We start from the raw sequence: 16,978 nt of genomic DNA, 5'->3' as shown, positions 1-16,978 counted from the left end.
TCTTCATGCTACAGCGATTACCGGATCGGTTCCGTAACGATGCACCGCATATCGACATTCCGGATCATATTTTGTTAAATGTGATCCGAATGCCGACAAGCGAACAGGCGAGTCCAGTTCGTTTGATTGCGCGGCGCTTCGCCATAGCATTACTGCTGCTGCTGGGCGTGACGCTGTTGGCGTATTTAGACAAAGGCGGGTACTCCGAGCCTTTGACCTTCATCGATGCTTTGTATTATTCGGCAGTTTCGTTGTCTACCACAGGTTATGGCGATATCACTCCGGTGACTCAGTTCGCCCGCCTGGTCAATATTTTCATTGTGACCCCGCTGCGCATAGCATTCGTGATTTTGCTGGTCGGTACCACCTTATCGGTGCTGACAGAAGAATCACGTAAAGCATGGCAAATTCAACGTTGGAGGAAAAAATTGCGGAACCATACCATTGTGATTGGTTACGGCACCAAGGGGCGCTCTGCCGTGGCGGCATTGCTTGCCGACGGTGTCTCGCCGAAAGAAATTGTGGTTATTGACACCGATCGCTCGGCTTTAGATGTTGCAGAATCACAAGGTTTGGTAACGGTGATCGGTTCCGCAACTCGTTCTGATGTGCTGAAACTAGCAGGTGTTTCCAAAGCGAAAGCTATTGTCGTCGCTCCTTCGATTGACGATACAGCTGTGCTTGTGACCTTGTCAGTTCGTGAATTAGCACCTTCTGCTTGGATCGTTGCCAGTGTGCGCGAAAGTGAAAACCAGCACCTCTTAGAGCAATCTGGTGCCGATTCCGTGGTGATTTCCTCCGAAACAGCCGGTCGCATGTTAGGTCTGGCAACAGTAACACCATCAGTGGTGGAGATGATGGAAGATCTGCTTTCTCCAGACGAAGGTTTCTCGGTTGCCGAACGCCCAGTTGCTGAAGATGAAGTTGGTGCCAACCCACGTCACTTGGCCGATATTGTTCTCGGCGTTGTGCGTTCTGGAGAACTGTTCCGTATTGATTCTTTAGAAGCTGAAACCGTTGAACCTGGAGATCGTTTGCTCTATGTGCGTCGCGTGTTTAGCGAGGAATACAAAGAGCAAGCCTAAATGGCTGGTATCGGTGAGCAACGAGCAGTTGATATTCACCGAGTGAGAATACGCATGATGATCAGTGCCAATGAATACGTGCATGCACACTGAAGTAACGCTCTGGCATTGATCCTGCTGATTCAGCATGCGTATTAATCGTGTTCTGTGAGGTCAGCATTCGCATATACCACAAGCTCCTCGTGTATCTGATGCCACGATATTGTCAATTCTTGCAGCTTGTGGCATTGACGAGCGCATGGAACATAGTTGGCGTAGGCTCATAACTTTGAGATAGACGAGAAGGATATGGGAACCATGATTGATCTCAGCCACCTAGATGACGATCAGCGTCTGGCTGCAACCGCGCCACGCGGGCCAGTTGCGATCTTAGCTGGTGCAGGTACTGGTAAAACACGTACCATCACCTATCGTTTGGCCTATCTGATTGATCAGGGGTTCACCAGCCCACAGCGAGTCATGGCCGTAACATTTACCAAACGGGCTGCTGCTGAGATGGTTCAGCGTATTCGGCAGATGGGTATTGGTGGGGTACAGGCGCGAACATTCCACGCTGCTGCTTTTAAGCAGTTAAGCTATTTTTGGCCTAAAATTGCAGGCAATAATCTTCCGTGGCGATTAGTGGATAAAAAATTTCCGCTGATTCGCCAAGCCGCACACGAAGTGGGGATTCGTACCACACCGGAACACCTACGCGATTTACTCAGTGAAATTGAATGGGCCAAGTCTTCGCTTGTGCTTCCTGAAACATATGCGGAAAAAGCAAGTCATCGTAGCCTGCCGGATGATCCGGATACCATTGCGAAGGTCTTTCAACGCTATGAACAGCTCAAAACTACCCCTGAAGGCATGCTGCTGGATTATGATGACTTACTTATTCACGTTGCAGGGGCATTGACGCGCTCACCAGCAATCGCAGAGGAATTTCGAGAACAATATCGTACCTTTGTCGTTGATGAGTATCAGGACGTGACTCCACTGCAACAGCGCGTATTAGAGGCATGGCTTGGTGATCGCGATGATCTGACCGTTGTGGGAGATGCCAACCAGACCATTTATTCGTTCACCGGTGCAACTCCTGACTACCTGCTTAATTTCGAGCGCACCTATCCGCACGCCACCGTCGTCAAGCTGCAACGTGATTACCGTTCCACCCCGGAGGTCACAGAGCTGGCCAATACTGTGATCGATCAGGCAACTGGGCGCATGGCCAAAACGCGTTTGCGACTGCAAGGCATGCGTAAATCTGGACCGAAGCCGGTCTTTACTGCCTATGATGATGAATCTGCCGAAGCTCGCGGTGTGGCGCGTCGCATTCAGCAGCTGTTGCGCGATGGGGTGCCTGCCAGTGAAATCGCGATTTTGTACCGTATCAATGCTCAGTCGGCGGTATTCGAGCAAGCCTTGGAATCGGCAGGCATTATCTACCAGGTGCGCGGCGGCGAGGAATTTTTCCAACGCAGGGAAATCCAGCAGGCCATGACTGCGTTACGCAACCTTGCTCAGCGCGATGACCTGCCACCAGAAGCAGTTGGGCCAGAGATTCATCGCTTGGTGCGCGCTGCACTCGCGCCACTTGGGTTTGGTCCAGAAGAACCAACTGGTACTCAGGCACGCGAGCGTTGGCAATCGTTTCAAGCGTTAGTGTCATTAACGGAACAATTAGGCCATACCATTCCAGATCTGACTCTGCCTGGATTATTGCTCCAATTGCAGCAGCGTGCCGAAGCAAAACATCCACCTGTGATGAATGGTGTCACGCTTGCCTCATTGCATGCGGCAAAAGGTTTGGAATGGGATGCAGTATTTTTAGTGGGCTTAACTGAAGGATCGTTGCCAATTAGTCATGCGATTAAAGCAGGAGATGCTGCCATTGAGGAAGAACGTCGCCTGTTTTATGTTGGTGTGACGCGTGCGCGAGAGTACTTATTCCATTCGTGGGCGTTTGCGCGTCAAGAAGGTGGACGCAAAAGTCGCAAGCGCACGCGCTTTTTAGACACAATTGTGGCGGATCCGCCAACGCGCGAGATACCTGCGAAAGTCGTGCATGCGCACGTCTGCCAAGCATGCGGGCAAATGCTGACGACTCCTGCGCAACGTGTGGTGAAGCGCTGTGATGATTGTCCATCACCTGCACGTATGGATGTCTATGAAGCGTTGCGTCAATGGCGCAGTGCTACTGCACAGGAACAGAAAGTACCGGCTTATATTATTTTCACCGACGCTACCTTATTAGCGATCGCAGAACAGCTGCCAACAGATGAAGCGGGATTGTTGACTATCTCTGGGATTGGTCCGGTCAAAGTGGAACGCTTTGGTGCTGAACTGTTAGCAGTTATTGCAGCAACTACGTCAGTAAATGAGGCCGGATCGGATAGTTGAGACCAGGTGGCTCGTGGTGGTACGAATACAAGTGCTGGTGATTGTGCCACCACTTTCCTTGTACTTTTTCGCCGCTGAGTTTTAGGTTACGTTCTGGTTACTCCAGCAGAAATAGCACAAGGAGTGTTGCTGGACTATTTGTTCGTGTTCGTAGCCATAGAATGGTGAAAATTCTATTGTGCGTCCTATTAAGGCAGGACCTAGTTCTGCTGTGCTGAAGAATCGGAGCAGGGTACTGGCAATCGCATAGTCGAGTACTGGGTTTGGACTGTAATCGTCGGCTAGTGCGTATGCAGCTTGTCGCCAGTAGGGATCTTCATCGGTATGGTGCAGATGGCTGCATTGCAGGCATGACCCTTGATGCTCCCAACGCACGGGCCCTACTATGGCAGATGTTTGGAATCGGGATACGGGGATAACACATGGATGTTGGTAGCATTGTTGCAACGCGTGCGGCGAATAATTGATCCTTCCAACTGGTATCAGCACAGTTTGCGCATCGAGTGTATCGAAGAGCGCTGAGAATTGATGAAGCGTGGAGCATCGTTGCACCTGATGTCCGGCACACCGTAATGCTTGTGCCAAAAGATTCACTACTACACCGCGTCCGAGCAGTACAACCGAAAGGCGCTGCGCGGGGATAAGCACGCCGTGGTAGCGCAGATCGTCGAGAAGCAGTTGGGCGGTGGCTATCGGCATCCCAGCGGTGACTAATTGTTGATGAATGCTGCTTACAGTGCTCGAATCTGACAGCGTATTGAAGATTTCGCACACGCGGGTTTGCAAGGCTGGCGCAATCGGGAACACACCGTCTGTCGCGGCATTGACACCGCATTGGATCATATCTGCACCGCGCGGGATAAGCTGTGCCGTCGGCCGCAAGCGTACGAGAGTATGATCGCCGTTCATAGTTATATTTCAACACAGCTGGCCAAGCGTGTCATGTGAACTTGCAAAATTTTTTCCCCACACCGCCTATGATGAGGTGATATGAATATCGATGGCGTTGAGGTTCGCATTATTACCAGTGCCCGCCGACAGAAAACTGTGCAGGCACGGTGGGAGAATGGCGCAATCATCATCCGAATGCCAGCGCATCTTTCGAGTGCTCGGCAACATGAGATCGCCGCTGATATGGTGGCAAAACTGCGCAAGCGGCAAGATTCCACTCGACGCAGTGATGCAGATTTAGCCGAGCGCGCAGCACAGCTAAATGCGGAAGTATTAGAGTCAAAAGCACGCTTGACGACGATTCGGTGGGTGCATAATCAGACCACCCGTTGGGGATCCTGTACACCTGCAACCGGGGAGATTAGGATTTCTGATCGGCTCCAGGAAGTACCCGATTATGTCCTTGATGCAGTAATTGTGCATGAGCTGGTACATACGTTCATTCATTCGGGACATTCCGCAGAATTTTGGGAGTATGCGAATCGCGCAGCTCATGCACAACGTGCAGCAGGATTTTTAGAAGCGTGGGGAAGATTCCACTGATCTATTAAGTACTCATCGCAATGAGTTCTTCGACAAATCCTGGTGCCGGGTGGTTGAGAATATTTTCGGGAGTATCAAACTGTTGAACTTTGCCGTCGTGAAGCACTAATACTTTCGAACTCATCGAAAGTGCTTCGCGAATATCATGGGTGATAAACACAATGGTCAGGCCGAGTTGTTGCTGCCATTTCTTTAAGTCTTTTTGCAGCTGATAGCGCGTAATTGCATCAACTGCGCCAAAAGGCTCATCCATGAGTAGGCAGCCTGGTTTGGAGGCATAGGCGCGGGCGATGCCAACGCGTTGTGCTTGTCCACCAGAAATCTCATGTGGGAAACGGTCCACGATATCTGCTGATAACTGGAAGGTTTCGAGAAGTTCTTGAATGCGTGTGGCTTTTTGCTCCGCTGAATACTCCATGAGGTCGAGTACATAGGAAATATTTTCACCTACCGTGAGGTGCGGGAATAATACGTTTCCTTGAATGCTGTAGCCAATTTTGCGACGCAGCTTCACGGCGTCTTGCGATTGCACGGATTCACCCTCAACCAGCACGTCGCCAGAATTAGGGATGACCAGGCCGTTGATCATTTTCATGATTGTGGTTTTGCCAGATCCGGAGGAGCCGACGATGCTGATGAACTCACCGGAGTTGATTATCAGAGAAAAATCTTCGACAATTTTCGTCGCGCCGTAGGCGTGGGAAACGTGATCAAAACGAATGGTTGTCATTACTGAGCTCCTAGTGAAGTGTAAAATTCTGCAGCGACATCACTGGCGGTGCGTTTGTTGATCTCAACCTCGTAGTTCAATCGTGCCATGGTTGGCTCGTCGATAACGTCTTCGAGTTTCTTTAAGGCTTCAGCAACTTCTGGGTGCGTCATCCAAAACTCGGTGGTGCCAAGCAAACCAGCACGGTAGGAAGGATAGAATTCAAGATCGTCTTTTAAAACCACCAAGTTTGGATCACTCGTTTGGCCATCGGTGGTAAAGACCGTGATGACATCGATGCGATTATCCAGCAGTGCTTGATATTTCAACCCGTTATCCATATCCACACGCTTTGCGAAGTTCATGTGGTAGAAATCGGTCAAGGCACGGTAGCCGTCTTCACGCTCGAAGAAGTCATATTCAGCGCCAAAGGAAAGCTTGGAAGATACCTTCTGCAAATCACTGAAGGTGCGAAGGTTATAGCGCTCTGCGGTTTCGCGAGAAACGCCCAGTGCATAGGTGTTATTAAAGCCGAACATTGGGCCATAGGTTTGGCCGAATGCTGCATCTAACTCTGTATTAAGGGTATCGAAGCGATCTTCGGAATAGGCATCTTCACGCTTTAATACAACCTGCCAGGTGGTACCAGTGTATTCCGGATAGAGATCGAAATCGCCAGCCTGCATGCCCTTTTGAATATTTGAGGTACCGCCGCCAACGCCATCGGTCACATTTACGGTGTAGCCAGTATTCGATTCGATGGTGCGCTTGACCAGTTGTCCAAGAATGAGTCCTTCAGTCATTGGTTTGGTGGCCAATTCAATGGTCTTGGTCGATTCCGTTCGCAGTGCGCTGGCGCCGGTTGCGATGAGGCTAATAATTGCGACTACTGCCAGAATCTTTGACGTGCGACGACGACGCTGCGTGGTGGTCGTCAAGCCACGTTGCACGATCGCTAAAACCGCGTCAGCCAAAATTGCCAACAGCGCTACTAAAATGGAGCCAGTAATAATTAACTGCTGGTTACCAGTGGTAATGCCACGGTAAATGACAACACCTAAACCGCCAGCACCCACAAACGACGCAATACCGGTTAATGCGATGGTCATCGTGACGACCAATCGAGCAGAGGAAATAATCGCTGGTAATGCCAGTGGGAATGCCACCGTTCTAAAAACTTGGGAAGGTGTCGCACCCATGCCTTCGGCAGCTTCGATCAAGGCAGGATTAATTTCTCGCAAACTGGTATAAGTGGTGCGAACAATTGGCATTAAGCCATAGACGACCAGCGCGATCACCGCGGTGGTATTACCGATACCAGTGAGGGTAATCAAAACACCAAGTAAGGCGATTGATGGAATGGTATAGGCAATATTGACCAAGGAGATGACACCTTGTGCAAGTTTTGGACGGTGCGAAAGCCAAATACCAACTAAGATGCCCGCAACCGTCGCGATTGCGGCGGAACCCAGTGCAAGTATTAAGTGTTCGGCAACGAGATGAGCATAAAAATTCATCAACGTTCCTTTCTAGTTTTACGAATACTAGTTACTGCAACAGGCTTGATGCTGGAATAATTCCCAAACTGCAACGCCGGATGGGCGGAATTGCGAGAATCTTGCTTGGGTGCGTTGGTAGGCATGTAAGGGTTTTACGAGGTCAGTCGCAATATGGCATGTGTGCATGCGGCTGAGATTGGCATGCGTTTCAGACAGGGGAGTGTTGCTGCTGGGCAGTGATGAGCCTGGAACGGCGAATGCCAATGCTCCTGAAGTACAACTGTTCCTGCGGCGTTCCCTGCGTCGTTCATGTTTTTGTGCGGTAAGTGCTAGGAGATGGTGCTGCCGTAGCTGCAGATCCATTGCGCGCAATCGGATGTTATGGGGTGCTATGAGCTGGCCTGTGGAAGTGGAGTGTTCTCGATGGACGGGCGCATGAGATGCTATGAGCTGGTGTAACCGCGTGGGTACTGTGAAGTGTCTGCGAAGCTCTCACGTACTTGAGATGAGAAAAGGGATGCAGCCAAGAGCGTTTGTGCGGGAATACGCTGCTTGCCAACAGCAACGGTTGACAAGCACGAAACCACACGAACAGGCTGCATCCCTGTGTGTTTCAATTAGGTATTTGGCTGAGAATCGTCCTCAGATGAAGATGCATCAGTAGCATCTTGTGGATCAGCATCAGGATCGCTTGCTGAATCCGCGCTTGCGGATTCAGCCTCTGCTGCTTTCTTCGCCAATTCTTCCTCTAATGCGGCAATTTCGGCGATTGGGTCGAAATCACGAATACTTGCTTCATCCAGCAAGGAATCAATGAAATCAGCCGGATTGTCGAGATGTGCTGCTTGTGGAATGAAATCTGGGTGTGACCAAATCTGGTCACGACGTTGCACACCAACTGCTTGGGTAATGCGGCTCCAGAGTTCGCGAGCTGCTTCCACACGTGGTTCTTGCAATTTAATGCCAATCACCTCGGAGAACAGCTGCTTGGCGGATCCGCCAGTTTCGCGACGACGCGCCCAGGCACGTGCGAGTGTTGCGGTTGCTGGAACACGTGGTCCCATAGCTTCATCAACGACGAATTCAACCCAACCTTCGATGAGCGCCATTAATGTTTCGAGACGCTGTTCTGCATTGGTATTTAAGGTACTCACCTTTGGATGCAGATTCAGCTCCAGCATGTCATCCATAGCTTGTTTCATGGCGGCAGGGTCACCTGCAAATTCAGATAAACCGTCCATGGCTTGTTCGATATGGGAAATATCAACTTTCAAGCCAACAGAATATTCTTCGGCAGATGCCACAATGAGCTCGCCTAACCAAGGAATATTCTTGTAGAGGCGCTGACGAGCGGCTTCACGAGCTGCGAGATACACTAAGAAATCTTGTTCCGAAACCCCAATTTCTTCACTGAGATTGTGAATATTCGCTGGCAGAATTGCAGTCACGCCAGCAGGGGCGACGTTGAGACCAAAATCAGCGCCACTTAAGACTTCGTGCGCAGTAGTCGCCAAGCTCTTGGCGAGGTGAGAGGCATTATTGCTGGCATTAATCAGATTGATCATGCCCATCATATCGTCTGGTGGAACAGGATGACCACCGTCGATGGTTTCTCCTAATTGAGCAAAGTGCATATGCTTTGCAAAAGGTTCAACCGTACGTTTCCAAGCAGGTAAGGTTTGTTTGACCCAGTCTGCAGCATTCCACGTGACGACAGTATTTAAGGAAGCCGGAAGATCAGTGGCGTCGTCAAGCCATAATTCAACCAAACGGACTGCATCTGTAACGGCTGCATGATCTGATTCGGAAACAGACGTATCGCCCTTAGTGCTTTGCAAGGCGCGGAGGGCAGCTTTTTCTGCGAGACGATAATTGACATACTCTTGTCCTTCGGCGGGAGAAGCGAATGTATTGCCGATGTCGGAGAGCATAGAACCGAATTGGCCAAGAATTTTGCCAATGTCATTTGGCAGATCACCGTTATCATCGTCGTCGGGATTAAAACCGAATGAGAAACCAAAACCGTTATTATTCATATTTCTACGCTACCTATTTTCTCAGTTTCACGCCAGAGTCTTTCACACGCTGTGAGCGAACATGTAAGCTGGATCATCGTGAAACCACGTTTGCGCACTTTGACACTTGGCCTACTTCCGTCACTGATTCTCGGCGTTGTGATGATAAGTGACCATATTCCAGGTACAAATATCTCTCTGACCGTGCCTTATGCTGCAGAAGGGCAAGGGCCAACCTTTAATACCTTAGAGCGCATCGATGGTAAAGATGTTGTCGAAATTCACGCACCAGTTGTTGATCACACTCGGGGGCACTTGAATATGACCACGGTCAGTGTGCGCACCGATATGACTTTTGTACAGGCGTTAGGGCGGTGGCTGTTCTACGGCGACACTATTGTGCCAATTGAGCAAGTAATTCCTCAGAATAAGACGAAAGATGAGATTCACGATCTTAATCAGCAAGCATTTACATCGTCTGAATCTTTGGCAACAACTGCGGCATTGCACTATTTGCAGTTGCCGTTGGCTGTGGAAGTTGTAAGTGTGGTGCCAAGCAGCCCTGCTGAAAATATTCTTCGCGCAGAGGATCGGATTCTTACGGTCAATGACCAGCCGGTGACCACGAGCACGCAACTACGTGAGATGATCGTGGGCCTTGCGCCTGGAACAGATGTACATCTTAAGGTCACCCGTGGTGGCGCAGCACAAGACGTGGTGGTCACGCTTGGCAAGCACCCGCATGATGCCAACAAGGGGTTCTTGGGCATTAATATGTCCACAGTTCCAGCTGATGATATTGAAGTTAACTACAACCTTAAGGATATTGGTGGGCCTTCTGCCGGCATGATTTTTGCACTAGCAGTTATTGATAAATTATCGCCTGGCGAATTAAATCACGGAAAGTTCGTCGCTGGTACAGGCACGATTACCGATGTCGGTGAGGTTGGTGGCATCGGCGGTATTCGGCATAAAGCTGCCGCCGCCGCGGAGGCAGGGGCTGAACTATTTTTGGCGCCAACTGCAAATTGTCGAGAATTGGCAGGCCGTAGCTTTGGTGAGATGAAAATCGCGGCTGTGCGCACCCTTGATGATGCCGTGCGGGCCATGGATGAGTATGCCGCCGGTCAACAGCCACGGAGCTGTGAAGACGAGTCATAATCGCGCACTGGTAGTTGCGGAGTGATAGAAAACAGCTTCGCGGAACGCATACAATTTTTTGATGCGGCCGATAGTGAATACGTATCGCGCGCATGGAGAGAAGTAAGCAGCGTGGAGAAGCAAGCAGCGTTGAGATCTTGGGTGCTGCTTGCCATTGCTGCTTGAGTAAGCAGTGCTTATTCTTGCGGCTTCTTGGCTAGGCCGAGCTCGTAAATGCGCTGGGTCGGATTGATATCATCGGTCGAAACCAACTGCTGCAGTACTAGACCTTCATCATTATCCACCACGGTAATAATGGCGGTATTGCCAACTGTTGACCACCCAATCACAAAGCGTCCCGTGTCTTCAATCACGCGTGAGCTGCGCAGACCAGTCAAAATCTGCGTGGTAGACGCTGCTTTAGCATCGGATGCGAAGAATTGGAACTGCCCTACAACTGGCCCCGAACATGCCATCGACTCACCGACGCCGTTTGGCGCGCATGAATCGAATTGGCTAAATAATGAATCCGGCGCTAAAGATTGGAAGCGCTGCCGCGTTTTGAGCACGTGTTCATCGAGAATCGGCGCCGCTGAGGTTTCAGGTTTTGGCGCTGGATCGGTCTTGCTCATGCTTGTCGACGTGCTGGTTGGTGCAGCGGTAGTGCTCTGCGATGCCCTTGTGCTTGTCGACGCTTGCGTGCTTGCCGTCTGAGACGCTGGCATTGTGGTGGACGAAGTCGCAGTGGTACTCGTTGCGCTGGTGGTGACCGTCACTGGGGCAAGCTGCGAGGTTGGTGAAGAAGGCGTGGTGGATGCAGTGATCGTTGATGCGGTATCACTTGTTCCGCAAGCAGCCAAAAGTGTTGCGCCTGCGATAACGACAGGTACGAGGCGAAAAGGTGCACGGATCATGAGGGAGAAGCCTTCTTCATTACGGAAAACGTGGTCAAGATATTTATTCTACTGAAAAGCCAGCTCGGAGGGTAGCGATAACCCCTGGGGCAACACCTGGGCCACCGCGCAATTCCACTTTATCTTCTGCAAATGGGCCTTGTGCAGCTAATTCTTCCTCAGTTGGGCGCAGTTGCAATAACGTTTGCTCCGCATCACCGCGCAAAACACCAGAGAAAAGACGCGCTGCACGTGGCGTTGGATCAGCAGAAGACGCATCTTGGAACATGATTTCTTGTGCTAATACCGCACCAAGGATTTCTTCTGGCCACACAATGCGAGAAATATAGTCGCCAAGTTCTTCTGTTCCTGGCAGTACGTGATCTGGCAAGGTGTCTTGGACGACCAATGCTAATGGTGCATCGTCGGTTTCATCGAGGACATCATGCACAAGGCGAGCTGGTACGAGTGCGAAAAGAGTTGGCGGCGCATCCCAGCCTTCAGCGTGGATAAAGTCTACTGCCTCGAGCATTGCGCGATTGAGAGCCTGTTGGGAAAGCTCAACTGAGTTTGCCGAAAACGTTGTATCGTCCATAGCTATCCTTTTGTAGTAGTTGTCTGCGCCAAAACTGCGTAGACTAGTAGATTACCTCAGCGTCCCAACAATATTGTGAGAAGAAAAGAGGAGATGGCGTTGGCAAAAGACCTAACACCTCCAAGTCCACGTACGGGTCGACCACCAAAAATCTTATCCAATCTGGTGGTGATCGGCGTGATTGCAGGCACCCTGCTGCCAATGGTGATCGGTTTTTATACGGATTGGCTCTGGTTCGGAGAAGTCGACTATCGCAGCGTATTTAATACCGTGTTGCTTACCCGTATCGCGATATTTTTAGTGTTCGGGTTGCTTGGTGCACTGATCATTGGGCTTGCAGCCTGGGCTACCTATCGTGGAGGCCCAGCTGCACTTTCGGTCTTTGGTCTCGATGATGAAATGCTGCAGTATCGCCAGAAGATTGAACAGTCTATTCGCAAGATCATACTGTTTGTGCCGCTTTTTATGGGTGCTGCCGTAGGATTCTATGCTCAGCAGCAGTGGCGCGTGGTACAGCTGTTCTTGCATCGTCAATCGTTCGGTGTGAAAGATCAGCAATTTGGCATTGATTATGGCTTCTATGCTTTTAGTTTGCCAATGATCGAAATGGTGTTGGGCGTATTGTCAGCACTGTTGTTGTTTGCCGGTGCGCTGTCGGTGATTGGTAACTATTTCCTCGGCGGTATTCGGTCTGGAAATCCATCTACCGGTGAGAAAATGACCATCTCACATGCTGCGCGTGTGCAACTGGCCGTAATTGCCGGTTTCTGGATGTTAGTACAGGCAGTTGAGTTCTTCTTCGATCGCTACAGCCTGCTGAATAATGATCACCAGACCTTCACTGGTGCCTCGTACACCGATGTGCATGCGGTATTGCCAGCGAAGTTGATCTTGACGGTCATTGGTATTTTAGTGGCGGTCAGTTTCTTTTCCGTGGTGGTGCTCAAGGATCTGCGTATTCCTGCTTTGACCACCGGTTTGATGATACTTTCTTCTTTGGTTATTGGTAATGCTTGGCCAATCATGATGGAGAAGTTCTCTGTTACTCCAAACCGTGCGGAAAAAGAAGCACAGTTTATTTCACGCAATATTGAATCGACTCGGTATGCCTACGGTTTGACCGAGGACACCGTCACCTACAAATTAGATTGGGGCTCGGAAGGAGCTTCGAAAGAAGCTGTTGCCGCGGATGTGGCAACGGTGTCGAATATTCGCCTGTTGGACCCTGAGATTTTATCGCCAACCTTCACGCAAAATAAGCAGTTGAAGAACTTCTACGGCTTCCCGAAGTCATTGGCGATGGACCGTTATGTCATTGATGGGGAACTGCGTGATTTCGTCGTCGCAGCGCGTGAAATTAATCCAAACTCTTTAAGTGAAAACCAGAAGAACTGGATTAACCGCCATACCGTCTACACGCATGGCAATGGTTTTGTTGCAGCACAAGCCAACCAAGTTGATGAGGTGGCACGTGATGTGGGATCTGCTCGTGGCGGATATCCGGTGTATACCGTTTCTGACCTCCAGACCACCGATGCTGAGGCAAAGAAGCTGGGCATCGTTGTCGACGAACCGCGTGTGTATTTCGGCCCACTGATCGCCTCTGCGCGTGATGGTCGTGACTACGCAGTTGTTGGCGACGACGGCAGCGGACCAGTGGAATACGATACTGATTCCTCCTCTTATACCTATGCGGGTAAAGGTGGCGTTGACATTGGCAATGTTGTCAATCGTTTGGCTTTTGCGGTGCGCTATGGGGAAATGAATCTGATTTTGTCGGAGCGCGTGAACAAAAACTCCAAGATTCTGTTCGATCGTGATCCACGCCAGCGTGTGCATAAGGTGGCACCGTGGCTGAGCACTGATAATACTACGTATCCAGCTGTTATCGATGGCCGAATCAAGTGGATTGTTGATGGCTATACGACGCTGAAATCATTGCCATATGCTAAGCGCGTCTCCATGTCGGAAACCACTCAAGACACCACTGCCGGTGTGGGTTCGAATGCGCGTGTGATTGTCAATGATGAAGTTGGCTATATCCGTAACTCCGTGAAAGCCGTGGTGGATGCGTACGACGGTTCGGTGGAACTGTATGAGTTCGACGAGAACGATCCTGTTCTTCATGCATGGAAGGGAATCTTCCCAGGTACTGTGAAGCCGAAGTCTGAGATTTCACCAGAGTTGATGAATCACGTGCGCTTCCCGCAGGATCTGTTTAAGATTCAGCGTGCGATTTTATCGCGCTACCATGTGGATGAGGCACGCGACTTCTTTACCAATGACCGTTTCTGGTCGGTACCGGATGATCCATCTGTTGCTGATGGCGATAAGTCACAGCCACCATTCTATGTGGTTGCAGCCGACCCAGAAACTGGTAAGCCTTCCTTCCAGTTGATCACCCCATTCCGTGGTTTGAATCGTCAGTACTTGGCAGCGCATATGTCAGTGAACTCAGATCCAGATAACTATGGCCGGATTACGGTTCGTGTGTTGCCAACTAATACCCAAACACTTGGCCCACAGCAGGCACAGGATATTTTGATGTCGTCTGACCAAGTTGCACGAGATCAATCGCTGTGGAAAGAAACCACTGAGTTAAAGAATGGTAACTTGCTAACACTTCCAGTTGGCAAGGGAGAGATCTTGTACGTGGAGCCAATTTATGCACAGCGTAAGGGGCAGGATTCTGCCTTCCCGAAGCTCTTGCGTGTATTGGTCAGCTATAACGGTCAAGTTGGCTATGCCCCAACTGTGTCTGAAGCACTGGCACAAGTTGGCGTGGATCCACGCGCAGCCCAAGACTTGGATGAGGCGAAGGAATTACCTACCACGCCTACCACTGCACCAAGTACACCTGGTGCGCAAGACAAGGCAGAAGCTGCAGTACCTGAAACAAAGCCAGAAGCAGCACCCGCAAAAACTCCAGCAGAAGCAGTGGCAAAAATTCAAGATGCTCTCGCAGGTCTGGAGCGTGCTCGTGGTGGCAGTCACGAGGAATATGGCCGCGCACTTGATGCACTCGATCGTGCAGTTGCTGAGTATCAGCAGCAAACTCAGAATCAGTAAATGATTCTCACGGCAGTAATCTAAATACTAAATCCCCAGCTTAACAGCAATGTTGGTTGGGGATTTGGTTTTTTTCAGTCATATGTGTAAAGTAGATCCACGTTGCAAAGAATAGAAGTATTCAGTGCAAAGCGTCGCGGGGTGGAGCAGCTCGGTAGCTCGCTGGGCTCATAACCCAGAGGTCGCAGGTTCAAATCCTGTCCCCGCTACTAATAAAAATGCCCCTTCTTCGGAAGGGGCATTTTTGTATCTCCAGTGTTGAAAGCGGTTTCAAGAAGTCCTAGAAACGCGAAGGTGCACACGCATCGCTGCGTCGGCGCGCACGCACCACCGACGCACGCACCACCACCGACACACGACCGCCACCGACACCGCGACAGCGTTGCAAGTGTTCTTCTCCACGGCCCGAAAACACCATTGGTGTTACGACACTCTCATCTGTGATTCGCATATGCAGCCCATCACGCAAAGCGTCGTCAAGCACTCTGCCTTAGGTGTGTTAAAGATACTCGTATGCTGGGATGATTTTCACGATTCCGCGTCGAGCAGCGTCACCAAGGAGCTGCTGCAACAGGGCATCTCGGAACTTAATGAAATCGTAATACTTTCATGGCAGGAATCTCCAGAAATAACGGACAGATTCGTGGCATGATTAGCAGCAGGAAGATGATCTTCCGAAATATCACTGTGATGTTTGAGCAAAAACTGAAATGAGGCCCCAACGCTATGCGCTTGATACGCAAAACCCGCACGCTTGTGATGATGATGTGCGCAGGGCTTGCTTGGGGAAATATACCAAGTGTAGGGGCAGAAACTCTCCCCCCGACTGTGAGCGAAGCAATTGCTCGTACACAGCGCGATCTTGATCGAATCGGATTGCCGCAACTTGTGGTTGATCCACAGGTTGTTGCAGAAGCAGATGCTGCAATTGCGCGTATACATGCTGATCTTGATCGTGTGGCAGGAGACGTGGATTCCTATGTAGCTACTGTTCAGCAAGACTTGCAACGCGTGAGTCAAGAAGCTGAATATGCTGTTAAAGGGATAGTAAAGGGCATGCCAAAACCAGGTACGTCCGCTTCGACCAAGGTATCGGATTCTCCGGCTACCAACCCAACAGTTTCTAAAGACAAGCCGTTTGTCTTTGGAGATGAAGATTTCAAAAAAGTCGGCAAGGATTTCCAGCCGATTTATTCAGGTCCTTTTTATCACTGGCACACCGATGCATTGAGTAAGTTCTTGGCTGGTACAAACACTAAGGTGTTACACCGCGCGCCGGGGTCTTGGTTCGATGCACCGCGGGTACCTGCTGCATCGTTTGCAGCTGAACGGGAAGGATTTTCTCTCTACGGTCCATCAACCCCAATTTTGGTGGTTGAGGATGCAGAAATGTGTACCGTAGCTGCAACTGGCTTTGATAATAAAGGCCGTATGGTTGCAATCACTGCAGGTCACTGTGGTGAAATAGGCTCGAAGATCGTGAGCCTTGATTCTTGGCGCGTGGGTAAATCCGGCACATTGGTTGCACACGGCAGTCAAGGATTAGATTATTCGGTGATCGAGCTCGCGAAGAATGCGCAAGTAACCAAGAGCTATAACAACACCACCCTTGAGAAGATTGGCGGCGAGATTTCTGACCGCACCAAGGTTTGCAAGAGCGGTGTTGCAACTGGTACCACCTGCGGCTATTCGCTGTGGTCGACGCCGAAGATCAATATTGCGCAGGTCTGTGCCACGCGTGGTGATTCTGGAGCTCCATTGGTTGCCGATGGCCGTTGGGTCGGCGTTGTCACCCACGGTGTTGTGCCATCCTACGCGCTGGCGTGCAATACGCCACTGCAAGGGTGGTTGTTCCAGCCAACTCGTTCGTTGAAGACAGATGCGATCGTCAACGATCTCAACGCTCGCGGTGGAGTAGGGGCAGGTTTGCAGCTCCCAACCACATAACCTACTGTGCAAGAGCAATTCGGCCAGATGATGCTGCGTGTATCATCTGGCCGAATGTGTAGCTGGGGGGCGTCGAAAAGCAGTGCCGCAGTTCTACGAGCGGCGCAACTACCAAACGAGCGGTCGCACCCGCGAGACGCTGCTAGATCG

General features: G+C 50.6%; 13 protein-coding genes and 1 tRNA gene. 7 read left to right on the top strand and 7 right to left on the bottom strand.

Going from position 1 to position 16,978, the window contains the following annotated elements:
- Positions 1-5 precede the first annotated feature (5 nt).
- The gene (locus NXS99_RS05600; protein WP_259287676.1) at positions 6-1,085 is read left to right on the top strand and encodes a TrkA family potassium uptake protein; all 1,080 of its coding nucleotides are present in this window, start codon (positions 6-8) and stop codon (positions 1,083-1,085) included.
- Between the two features lie 297 nt (positions 1,086-1,382).
- Positions 1,383-3,467, top strand: a complete 2,085-nt coding sequence (locus tag NXS99_RS05595; RefSeq protein ID WP_259287675.1) for an ATP-dependent DNA helicase UvrD2 — start codon at positions 1,383-1,385, stop codon at positions 3,465-3,467.
- A gap of 81 nt (positions 3,468-3,548) precedes the next feature.
- Here the strand turns inward: NXS99_RS05595 and NXS99_RS05590 are convergent, their stop codons facing one another.
- Complete coding sequence (locus tag NXS99_RS05590) at positions 3,549-4,376, bottom strand: hypothetical protein (protein WP_259287674.1); 828 nt, start codon at positions 4,374-4,376, stop codon at positions 3,549-3,551.
- 81 nt (positions 4,377-4,457) lie between these two features.
- Between NXS99_RS05590 and NXS99_RS05585 the strand changes: the two genes are divergently transcribed.
- On the top strand, positions 4,458-4,961 hold the full coding sequence (locus NXS99_RS05585; RefSeq protein ID WP_259287673.1) for a M48 family metallopeptidase: 504 nt from the start codon (positions 4,458-4,460) through the stop codon (positions 4,959-4,961).
- Between the two features lie 4 nt (positions 4,962-4,965).
- On the opposite strand, the gene NXS99_RS05580 is transcribed toward NXS99_RS05585, so the two are convergent.
- The 3 genes from NXS99_RS05580 to NXS99_RS05570 form a co-directional block, all read right to left on the bottom strand.
- Positions 4,966-5,691, bottom strand: a complete 726-nt coding sequence (locus tag NXS99_RS05580) for an ABC transporter ATP-binding protein (protein ID WP_259287672.1) — start codon at positions 5,689-5,691, stop codon at positions 4,966-4,968.
- Positions 5,691-7,187, bottom strand: coding sequence for an ABC transporter permease/substrate-binding protein (locus tag NXS99_RS05575; RefSeq protein WP_259287671.1), 1,497 nt, complete (start codon positions 7,185-7,187; stop codon positions 5,691-5,693). The genes NXS99_RS05580 and NXS99_RS05575 overlap by 1 nt, the downstream gene beginning before the upstream one ends.
- A 599-nt stretch (positions 7,188-7,786) precedes the next feature.
- Positions 7,787-9,205, bottom strand: coding sequence for a zinc-dependent metalloprotease (locus tag NXS99_RS05570; RefSeq protein WP_259287670.1), 1,419 nt, complete (start codon positions 9,203-9,205; stop codon positions 7,787-7,789).
- A 78-nt stretch (positions 9,206-9,283) separates the two neighbouring features.
- Here NXS99_RS05570 and NXS99_RS05565 point away from each other — a divergent pair, with 78 nt between their 5' ends.
- Positions 9,284-10,345, top strand: a complete 1,062-nt coding sequence (locus NXS99_RS05565) for a PDZ domain-containing protein (protein ID WP_259287764.1) — start codon at positions 9,284-9,286, stop codon at positions 10,343-10,345.
- A gap of 176 nt (positions 10,346-10,521) precedes the next feature.
- Here the strand turns inward: NXS99_RS05565 and NXS99_RS05560 are convergent, their stop codons facing one another.
- Together NXS99_RS05560 and NXS99_RS05555 are read right to left on the bottom strand one after the other, a co-directional pair.
- Entirely contained in the window at positions 10,522-11,238 is a 717-nt protein-coding gene (locus NXS99_RS05560) for a hypothetical protein (RefSeq protein WP_259287669.1), read from the bottom strand.
- Positions 11,239-11,281: 43 nt separating this feature from the next.
- The gene (locus NXS99_RS05555) at positions 11,282-11,812 is read right to left on the bottom strand and encodes a PPA1309 family protein (protein ID WP_259287668.1); all 531 of its coding nucleotides are present in this window, start codon (positions 11,810-11,812) and stop codon (positions 11,282-11,284) included.
- Positions 11,813-11,911: 99 nt separating this feature from the next.
- On the opposite strand from NXS99_RS05555, the gene NXS99_RS05550 reads away from it, so the two are divergent.
- Both NXS99_RS05550 and NXS99_RS05545 read left to right on the top strand, forming a co-directional pair.
- The gene (locus tag NXS99_RS05550; RefSeq protein ID WP_396124827.1) at positions 11,912-14,881 is read left to right on the top strand and encodes a UPF0182 family protein; all 2,970 of its coding nucleotides are present in this window, start codon (positions 11,912-11,914) and stop codon (positions 14,879-14,881) included.
- 135 nt (positions 14,882-15,016) lie between these two features.
- Positions 15,017-15,090, top strand: a tRNA-Met gene (locus tag NXS99_RS05545).
- 71 nt (positions 15,091-15,161) lie between these two features.
- Here NXS99_RS05545 and NXS99_RS05540 read toward each other — a convergent pair.
- Positions 15,162-15,365: a hypothetical protein gene (locus tag NXS99_RS05540; protein WP_259287667.1), complete on the bottom strand. Its 204-nt coding sequence runs from the start codon at positions 15,363-15,365 to the stop codon at positions 15,162-15,164.
- Positions 15,366-15,709: 344 nt separating this feature from the next.
- On the opposite strand from NXS99_RS05540, the gene NXS99_RS05535 reads away from it, so the two are divergent.
- Entirely contained in the window at positions 15,710-16,828 is a 1,119-nt protein-coding gene (locus NXS99_RS05535; protein ID WP_259287666.1) for a S1 family peptidase, read from the top strand.
- The last annotated feature ends 150 nt before the right edge of the window (positions 16,829-16,978 follow it).

This window comes from Corynebacterium sp. HS2168-gen11 (genome assembly GCF_024834075.1).
Taxonomy (GTDB): domain Bacteria; phylum Actinomycetota; class Actinomycetes; order Mycobacteriales; family Mycobacteriaceae; genus Corynebacterium.
This window is presented reverse-complemented; position numbering and strand designations above follow the sequence as displayed.